The sequence below is a fragment of the Shigella sp. FC1661 genome, from assembly GCF_001712525.1.
In the GTDB taxonomy this organism is placed as follows: domain Bacteria; phylum Pseudomonadota; class Gammaproteobacteria; order Enterobacterales; family Enterobacteriaceae; genus Escherichia; species Escherichia coli.
In genome coordinates this window covers 1-9230 of sequence record NZ_MDGW01000070.1, presented here as the reverse complement: position 1 = coordinate 9230, position 9230 = coordinate 1, and the positions used below count along the sequence as shown (strand labels likewise).

Annotated in this window: 7 protein-coding genes and 2 pseudogenes; 3 read left to right on the top strand and 6 right to left on the bottom strand. The window is 53.3% G+C overall.

Going from position 1 to position 9230, the window contains the following annotated elements; genetic code table 11:
* Positions 1-284, top strand: a pseudogene (locus BFF42_RS05365) (IS4 family transposase); the annotation flags it as partial.
* Positions 285-368: 84 nt separating this feature from the next.
* Here the strand turns inward: BFF42_RS05365 and rpoD are convergent.
* From rpoD to rpsU, 3 genes are all read right to left on the bottom strand, one after another.
* A complete protein-coding gene (gene rpoD / locus BFF42_RS05360) occupies positions 369-2204 on the bottom strand; it encodes an RNA polymerase sigma factor RpoD (protein WP_039060371.1) in 1836 nt (611 codons plus the stop codon).
* 194 nt (positions 2205-2398) lie between these two features.
* Positions 2399-4144: a DNA primase gene (gene dnaG, locus BFF42_RS05355; RefSeq protein ID WP_039059588.1), complete on the bottom strand. Its 1746-nt coding sequence runs from the start codon at positions 4142-4144 to the stop codon at positions 2399-2401.
* A 110-nt stretch (positions 4145-4254) separates the two neighbouring features.
* On the bottom strand, positions 4255-4470 hold the full coding sequence (rpsU, locus tag BFF42_RS05350) for a 30S ribosomal protein S21 (RefSeq protein WP_001144069.1): 216 nt from the start codon (positions 4468-4470) through the stop codon (positions 4255-4257).
* 236 nt (positions 4471-4706) lie between these two features.
* Here rpsU and tsaD point away from each other — a divergent pair, with 236 nt between their 5' ends.
* Complete coding sequence (gene tsaD / locus BFF42_RS05345) at positions 4707-5720, top strand: tRNA (adenosine(37)-N6)-threonylcarbamoyltransferase complex transferase subunit TsaD (protein ID WP_146759029.1); 1014 nt, start codon at positions 4707-4709, stop codon at positions 5718-5720.
* A 41-nt stretch (positions 5721-5761) separates the two neighbouring features.
* Here tsaD and ttdT read toward each other — a convergent pair whose 3' ends face one another.
* From ttdT to ttdA, 3 genes and pseudogenes are all read right to left on the bottom strand, one after another.
* On the bottom strand, positions 5762-7225 hold the full coding sequence (gene ttdT / locus BFF42_RS05340; RefSeq protein WP_000804928.1) for an L-tartrate/succinate antiporter: 1464 nt from the start codon (positions 7223-7225) through the stop codon (positions 5762-5764).
* A gap of 48 nt (positions 7226-7273) precedes the next feature.
* Positions 7274-7862 (bottom strand): annotated as a pseudogene (gene ttdB, locus BFF42_RS05335) (L(+)-tartrate dehydratase subunit beta).
* On the bottom strand, positions 7859-8770 hold the full coding sequence (gene ttdA / locus BFF42_RS05330; RefSeq protein ID WP_000986800.1) for a L(+)-tartrate dehydratase subunit alpha: 912 nt from the start codon (positions 8768-8770) through the stop codon (positions 7859-7861). Before ttdA ends, ttdB begins: the two are co-directional and overlap by 4 nt.
* Before the next feature lie 301 nt (positions 8771-9071).
* Between ttdA and BFF42_RS05325 the strand changes: the two genes are divergently transcribed.
* A partial coding sequence (locus BFF42_RS05325; RefSeq protein WP_032277379.1) for an IS1 family transposase occupies positions 9072-9230 on the top strand: 159 nt, incomplete at its 3' end.

Genomic DNA, 9230 nt, shown 5'->3' with positions numbered 1-9230 from the left:
GCTTATAATCTGGTGAGATATCAGATGATTAAAATGGCGGAACATCTGAAAGGTTACTGGCCGAATCAACTGAGTTTCTCAGAATCATGCGGAATGGTGATGAGAATGCTGATGACATTGCAGGGCGCTTCACCGGGACGTATACCGGAGCTGATGCGCGATCTTGCAAGTATGGGACAACTTGTGAAATTACCGACGAGAAGGGGAAGGGCCTTCCGAGAGTGGTAAAGGAGAGGCCCTGGAAATACCCCACAGCCCCGAAAAAGAGCCAGTCAGTTGCTTAACTGACTGGCATTACACCGAAAAGGTGGCGTTTGTGCAGAGGGACTAGTGCCGGGTGCGGCGTAACGCCTGATCCGGCCTACCGATTAATCGTCCAGGAAGCTACGCAACACTTCAGAACGGCTCGGGTGACGCAGTTTGCGCAGCGCCTTCGCTTCGATCTGACGGATACGTTCGCGGGTAACGTCGAACTGTTTACCCACTTCTTCCAGCGTGTGGTCGGTGTTCATATCGATACCGAAACGCATACGCAGAACTTTCGCTTCACGCGCGGTCAGGCCAGCCAGCACGTCGTGCGTTGCCGCACGCAGGCTTTCGGTGGTCGCAGAATCCAGCGGCAGCTCGAGGGTGGTATCCTCGATGAAATCCCCCAGATGCGAATCTTCATCATCACCGATCGGCGTTTCCATGGAGATTGGCTCTTTGGCGATCTTCAGCACTTTGCGGATCTTGTCTTCCGGCATCAGCATACGTTCAGCCAGTTCTTCCGGCGTCGGTTCACGGCCCATCTCTTGCAGCATCTGGCGAGAAATACGGTTGAGTTTGTTGATAGTCTCAATCATATGCACCGGAATACGGATGGTGCGCGCCTGATCCGCGATAGAACGGGTGATCGCCTGACGGATCCACCAGGTTGCGTAGGTGGAGAACTTGTAACCACGGCGGTATTCGAATTTATCAACCGCTTTCATCAGACCGATGTTGCCTTCCTGAATCAGGTCAAGGAACTGCAAGCCACGGTTGGTGTATTTCTTGGCGATAGAAATAACCAGACGTAAGTTCGCTTCAACCATCTCTTTCTTCGCACGGCGGGCTTTCGCTTCACCGATGGACATACGACGGTTGATATCTTTAACCTGCTCGATGGTCAGGCCGGTTTCTTCTTCAATCTGCTGCAGTTTCTGCAGGGCGCGATGCACTTCTTCAGAGACATCGTGCAGTTTTTCCGACCACGGCTTGTTCATCGCAATTGCCGCGTTGAACCAGGTATCGCTGGTTTCGTTGCCGGTAAACAGGGTAATGAAGTTTTTCTTCGGCATTTTGCACTGCTCAACGCAGAGCTTCATGATCAGACGTTCTTGCGTACGAACGCGGTCCATCATGACGCGCATGCTGTTGACCAGGTAGTCAAACTGCTTCGGCACCAGGCGGAACTGTTTGAATACTTCAGACAGTTTCAGGATCTCTTCCTGAGCGGCAGCGTGACTGCGACCTTTCGCTTTGATGGTGTCACGCGTTACAACGTACTGAGCGCGTAGTTCCGCAAATTTTTCGCGAGCCAGTTCCGGGTCGATGCTGTTGTCATCATCGGTGCTGTCGTCATCGCCATCTTCTTCATCTTCGTCATCGTCCAGATCTTCCTGGGAAAGCTCAGAACCGACGTGAGTGGCGGTAGGTGCCAGATCTTCTTCTGCGTTCGGGTCAACAAAGCCGGTGATCAGATCGGACAGACGCGCTTCTTCTGCTTCAACACGATCGTACTGTTCCAGCAGATAGGTGATCGCTTCCGGATATTCAGCAACGGAGCATTGAACCTGGTTGATCCCGTCTTCAATACGCTTAGCGATGTCAATTTCGCCTTCGCGGGTCAACAGTTCAACGGTGCCCATTTCACGCATGTACATGCGTACCGGGTCAGTCGTGCGCCCGATTTCAGATTCCACGCTGGAAAGCACCTGCGCGGCGGCTTCGGCAGCATCTTCGTCCGCGGTGTTTTCAGCCAGCATCAGATCATCGGCATCCGGTGCTTCTTCCATCACCTGAATGCCCATGTCGTTGATCATTTGGATGATGTCTTCGATCTGATCTGAATCGACGATATCTTCCGGCAGATGGTCATTGACCTCGGCATAGGTCAGATAGCCTTGCTCCTTACCACGGGTGACAAGAAGTTTCAGCTGTGACTGCGGGTTTTGCTCCATAAGACGGTATCCACACTTATTTCATGAGGTTGGTGTTGGGCGATTGACCCGATGTCCTTCAGCCGTTAACGCTGAAATCCAACGGTTGTTTACCGCCAACGATAATTACGAGGGCGTACTTATATATTTGCCGCTGCCTCTCAGTGCGGCTGTCGGGGGCTTCCCGATCGCTCTTCGGCACTTAAGCCGTTAAATCACTTTTTCGCCAGCTCCTGGTTTAATGTCCAGAGCTCCAGGCGTTCTTCGTTGCTTAAACCATGCGTGCGCTCACGAGCGATTAACTCTTCCTGGCGCAGTTCAAGCAGCGAATCAAACATATGGTTGAGTGAGTCGGTGAAGGTTTGCTCAGCAATATTCTTATCTGCTATATCGTCCCACATCGACAGTTTTTCAAGGGTGGCAGCATTATTTGTACCACGATAGTGCTCTAAAAGTTGCCCGGTGGTCAGACCTGGCTGGGAGAGACAAGTGTTGACCAGTTCTCTGAATAAGCCAAGTCCAGGGAGCTTATTTTCATCCAGATTCTCAAGCGGCGGGACCAACGTCGCTAATTCTGGATTTTGCACCAGCAACCCTATAAGTATACGCATGGTCGTGCGTTTTAGCTGCGGAACAGGGCGAGAAACGCCGCTCTCTGCCGCTTTTGGCATTAATCGTTCAAGCTGGCTGTCATCAAGTATGCCTAATTTGTTGCCTAATTCCTGACGAAGATATATTCGCAGCGTTTCGCCCGGCACTTGCGATATCAATGGCAGTGCCAGCGTACTCAAACGTGCGCGCCCGTCAGGGGTACTCAGATCAACTTGCGGCATCAGGCTGTTAAACAGAAATGCGGAGAGTGGCATCGCCTGCTCCATCCGCGCTTCAAACGCTTCTTTACCTTCTTTTCGTACCAGCGTGTCAGGGTCTTCGCCATCCGGCAAAAACATAAAGCGTAGCTGACGGCCGTCTGTCATGTAAGGCAGCGCCGTTTCCAGCGCTCGCCATGCGGCATCACGGCCTGCACGGTCGCCGTCATAACAGCAAATGACATTGTTGGTCGCGCGGAACAACAGTTGTATGTGATCGGCGGTGGTTGACGTACCTAACGACGCAACGGCGTAATTAATGCCGTATTGCGCCAGCGCCACCACGTCCATATAGCCTTCGACCACAAGCAGACGATTGGGTTCAGCGTTATCCTGCTGCGCTTCATAAAGACCGTAAAGCTGGCGGCCTTTATGGAAAATGTCTGTTTCCGGCGAGTTCAGGTATTTGGGGGTATCGTCGCCCAGCACGCGCCCGCCAAAACCAATCACCCGACCGCGTTTATCGCGAATGGGGAACATCACCCGCTCGCGGAAACGATCGTAACTGCGTCCCTGATCGTTAGTGACCAACATCCCCGCATCAATCAATGACTGGCGATTTTCTGGATTGCCGCCAAACCGCTTCAGGACGTTGTCCCAGCCGGGGGGCGCAAAACCAATCGCAAAGCGAGCGATAACCTCGTGGCTTAATCCGCGTTTTTCCAGATACTGGCGCGCAGACGTGGCAACAGGTTGTTGTAAAGATTGTTGGTAAAACGTATTCAGACCGTCCATCAACTGATAAAGCGTTTGCCTCTGATGGCGCTCGATCTGGCTGGGGCCGCTGCCTGCTTCAAATGGCACTTCAAGATTGTGCATTGCTGCCAGCTCTTCGACCGTTTCGACGAACTCAAGCTTGTCGTAGTTCATCAGGAAGTCGATCGCGTTGCCGTGCGCGCCACATCCAAAGCAGTGGTAAAACTGTTTCTCACCGTTAACGGTGAATGACGGGGTTTTCTCGTTGTGGAATGGACAACACGCGTGGAAATTCTTGCCCTGCTTTTTCAGCTTCACACGGGTATCGATCAGATCGACGATGTCAGTGCGTGCCAGCAGATCATTAATGAATACGCGTGGGATTCGTCCAGCCATAGGCCCCGATTTTTAGCAATTCATAAACGAAAATAAGCCGCGCATTCCTTTCGGAAGCACGGCCTTACAACTACAACTCGGTCTGATCGGAGAGCAACGCTCTCGGGGAATTAGTACAGACGAGTGCGGCGTGCGTTTTCGCGAGCCAGTTTCTTCGCGTGACGTTTCACTGCAGAAGCTTTAGCGCGCTTACGTTCGGTAGTCGGTTTTTCATAGAACTCACGACGACGAACTTCCGCCAGAACACCTGCTTTTTCGCAGGAACGCTTGAAGCGACGCAGAGCTACGTCGAACGGCTCGTTTTCACGTACTTTAATTACCGGCATGTGCCTCTCACCTTTGATTAATTCGGTTTGCCGCTGGCATCAACGCCAGCTTATTTCAAAATGGTGCGGAATTTTACTGCAATTGCTGCTGCTTTGTAAAGCACCGCGGCCTTTTTGAAAGGGACTTTTATAAGGGTGAGGAGTATACACGAGGCTTTCTCCAGGGGCGAACAAAGTTTTACATCAACCCGCATTGGTCCTACACTGCGCGGTAATAAAGCGAGGTAAAACAAGTCATGCGTGTACTGGGTATTGAAACTTCCTGCGATGAAACCGGCATCGCCATTTACGACGATGAAAAAGGTTTGTTAGCCAACCAATTGTGTAGTCAGGTGAAATTGCACGCTGACTACGGCGGCGTCGTGCCTGAACTGGCCTCCCGCGATCACGTGCGCAAAACCGTACCGTTGATCCAGGCGGCGCTAAAGGAGTCTGGCTTAACGGCAAAAGACATTGATGCTGTGGCCTATACCGCAGGCCCTGGATTAGTCGGCGCACTGCTGGTTGGCGCAACCGTGGGGCGTTCTCTGGCGTTTGCCTGGAACGTTCCGGCAATCCCGGTACACCATATGGAAGGGCATCTGTTAGCGCCGATGCTGGAAGATAACCCGCCGGAATTTCCGTTTGTCGCGCTGCTGGTGTCCGGCGGTCATACGCAGTTAATCAGCGTGACTGGCATTGGTCAGTACGAGCTGCTCGGCGAGTCTATCGATGATGCCGCCGGTGAAGCGTTTGATAAAACCGCGAAGCTGCTGGGGCTGGATTATCCTGGCGGACCGTTACTGTCGAAAATGGCGGCTCAGGGTACTGCCGGGCGCTTTGTTTTCCCGCGTCCGATGACCGACCGTCCGGGGCTGGATTTCAGCTTTTCTGGTCTGAAAACCTTTGCGGCGAACACGATTCGTGACAACGGCACCGACGACCAGACGCGTGCTGATATCGCCCGCGCCTTTGAAGATGCGGTGGTCGATACGTTGATGATTAAGTGTAAGCGAGCGTTGGATCAGACGGGCTTTAAGCGACTGGTCATGGCGGGCGGCGTGAGTGCTAACCGCACGTTACGGGCGAAGCTGGCGGAAATGATGAAAAAACGCCGCGGCGAAGTGTTCTACGCGCGTCCGGAGTTTTGTACTGATAACGGCGCGATGATCGCCTATGCCGGAATGGTGCGGTTTAAAGCAGGCGCGACGGCGGATCTCGGCGTTAGCGTGCGTCCGCGCTGGCCGCTGGCGGAGTTACCGGCTGCGTAAAACTATTGGGTGCCGGAGAGCAATTTCCGGCACGTCCTCACCTAAAGCAACACCACGGGCATCCACAGTAAGCCGGTAATCACCAGCAACACGAGGAATATCAGCCCAAAAATCGCCCCCAGTCGCCAGTAATCCGCCGTTGGCAGATAACCACTACCGTAGTAAATCGGACTGGGTCCGGTGGCGTATGGTGTAAGAATGCTCCCCAGACCAATTGCCGCGCCAACCATCAGGCAGAACACCGGCAGCGGGATTTCCGGCATCGCCAGCGCAGCGGCAATCATCATCGGTGCGAGGGCGGAGGTATACGCCGTGGCGCTGGCGAAAAAGTAGCGCAGCAGATAAAACACCACAATCAACGCCACCATCACCATCGTTGGCGAATAACCGCTTAAGCTGCCTGCTAACAGTTTGCCAAACCAGCTAATAAAACCAGTGTTGTTGAGTCCGGTAGCGAGGGTGATAAGCGAGGCCAGCCAGAAGAAAACGTTCCACGCCGCTTTATTACTGACAATGTCGTCCCAACTGATAATGCGCAGAAGCAGCATCAGTGCCACCACGCTGTAACCGACCATCGCGGCATCGATATAATCACCGCCGAAAATCCACAGCACCAGCGCGCCTACCATCAGCCCCAGCATCCGTTTTTCACGCGAACAGAGCGGGCCCATTGCCTGCAGTTCCGTCTCTGCCCAGCGCGGCACCTGATCGCCAGACTTCAGTACCGGCGGGTACAGCACATAAGCCAGCCAGGGAACCAGCAGCACCAGCAAAATACTGAGCGGCAACATCCCGAGGAACCAGTCGCCCCAACTCAGCGTGGCGTGAGATGCGCTTTTCATCAGTCCAATTAACAGCAAGTTTGGTGCCATCGCCGTCAAGAAAATGGCGCTGGTCACGCAGTCGGCAACAATCCCCATCCACATGATGTACGAGCCAATGCTGCGCGAACTGCTGTCGTTTGGTTGTGATTGATAGAGCGGTGGCAGGTTACGGATGATGGGATAGATAATCCCCGCACCACGCGCCGAGTTGGACGGTGTTACAGGTGCGAGGATCAGCTCGGAGAACATCACCGCATAGCCGAGAAACAGCGTGCGATGTCCCATCTTTTTCACCAGAATCAGCGCAATGCGGCGTCCAAGCCCGGTTTTTTCATAGCCTGTGCCAAACATAAAGGCGGCGAAAATGAGCCAGATAACCGAATTAGAAAAACCAGAAACTGCCCAGGAGAGGGATTTGGCGGTGAACTTAAAGCCTGGCTGGGCGAGCTGTTCGGGGCTGAACAGCAGCCAGGGAGAGAGTATGGCGATGATGGAGATACCCACCATCGCCACCACGGCACCCGGCACGGGTTCGAGGATCAGTCCAACGATCACGCCAGTAAAAACGGCAAAGTAGAGCCAGGTATGACTCTCCAGCCCTGCGGGAACCGGAATTAGAGCAATAATGGCGATGACCGCCAGCGGCGCAAGGTATCGCCACCATTCAGTGGAAGGTTTCATCGTGTTATGCCTGCGAAAAAGGAGAGGGGACGAGCCTCTCCGGGAGGGTTATTTGATGTAATGGACGTGCTCGCAGATCTCTTCCACGATGGGATCGCGGCGTTCGGCGAACAGCTTTTTGTTTTCGGCTATCAGATTGTTGCCGTGGGTATCAATAGAGACAATCAGCGGGCCGAACTCTTTGACCCGGCAGACCCACAGCGACTCCGGCATTCCGAGCTCTGTCCAGTGCACTTCTTCAATCTCTTCCACCTGGGTTGCCGCCAGCACCGCGCAGCCTGCCGGGAAAATCACATGTAGCGCCTTGAATTTCTGGCAGCCTTCTTCGGTCAGCGGCCCCATTCCGCCTCACGCCGGTCTGCTCGATAAATTCACGTTCAAAACTTTCCATACGCATACTGGTTGTCGGGCCAACGGAAACCATCTCCCATTTATCGCCGTTTTTGCGCACGATGGGGCCAGCGTGGAAAATCGCTTTGCCGTTGAGATCGTAAGGGAGCGGACGTTTCAGTTCGATCAAGCGGCGGTGACAAACGTCACGGCAGGTCACCAGCGTACCGGTCAGGTAGATCACATCGCCGACGCGAATATCTTGCAGATCTTCAGCTTTGATCGGGGTTGTCAGGATCTTTTTCATAACGCGCTCCGGGTGTGAGACAGATTTTCAAAGGTGAGATCGGCATGAACCAGCAGTGTGCCGCGACGATGCGCCCAGCAGCCGGTAGAGACAGCAACGCCGATGGTTGACGGATGGCGGGCGGCAGATTCGATATGTACGCCCATCACTGAACTGTTGCCAGTCAGCCCTTGTGGACCAATCCCCAGACGGTTGAGTCCTTCTTCCTGGCGTAGCTCCAGTTCTGCCGCTTTTGGATTGGGATGGCGGCTGCCAATCGGGCGCAAAATGGCTTTACGCGAGAGTACGGCGGCGGTTTCCACCGAGGTGGCGATGCCCACGCCCACCAGTACCGGTGGACAGGCGTTTACGGCGAGGGTGGAGATATTTTCGAAGACGAATTTCACCACGCCTTCGTAGCCTTCTGACGGCATTAACACTTTCGAGCGGCCAGGTAGCGTGCAGCCGCCACCTGCCATGTAAACTTCGATTTCCGCATCGTCATTGTCGGGGATGATGTCCCAGGTGACCCACGGTACGCCGCTACCGGTATTTTTGCCGGTGTTTACTTCGTCAAAAATTTCTACCGCATTGTGACGTAGTGGCGCTTTGACGGTTGCCTCTTCCACGGCTTGTTTGAGTATGCTTTGCAGCTCGCCAAGCAGTGGGAAGCGGGAACCGACTTTAACGAAGAACATAATCTCCCCGGTGTCCTGACAGGCAGGACGATTCAGGTCAATCGCTTTTTGCATGTTGTCGAACATCGTATGGTAGATAATTTTCCCCATCGACGACGTTTCGGCATCCTTTAGCTGTTTTAGTTTATCCACCACGTCATCAGGCATTCGGGTAGAAATCATGGCGGTAAAGTTAGCGACAATCTCTGTCAACTTATTCACTGCCTGTTGCTTATTACTTTCGCTCATCATGGCAACTCCAGTTTTTGTATTTGTCTGGAAAAATTCACCGCCACAAACTACCACTAAAAATGTGGTTTTATATTTTTTGCCACCGTGAATATGTAATTAACAGTTCGTGAATCAACGCGAAAATAAGAATGAATATTGCGCCAGAGCAGGGAATGGCAATGTTTTGCGAAATACACTGCGCTTATCACAACTGCGGATAATTAACGATGCTGAATAGCTGGCCTTTAGCCAAAGACTTGCAGGTACGGTAATGCTGCCAACTTACTGATTTAGTGTATGATGGTGATTTTAAGGTGCTTGCGTGGCTTCCATTTCCATCAGATGTCCTTCCTGCTCCGCTACTGAAGGCGTGGTGCGTAACGGCAAAAGCACTGCCGGACATCAGCGCTATCTCTGCTCTCATTGCCGTAAAACATGGCAACTACAGTTCACTTACACCGCCTCTCAGCCCGGTACGCAC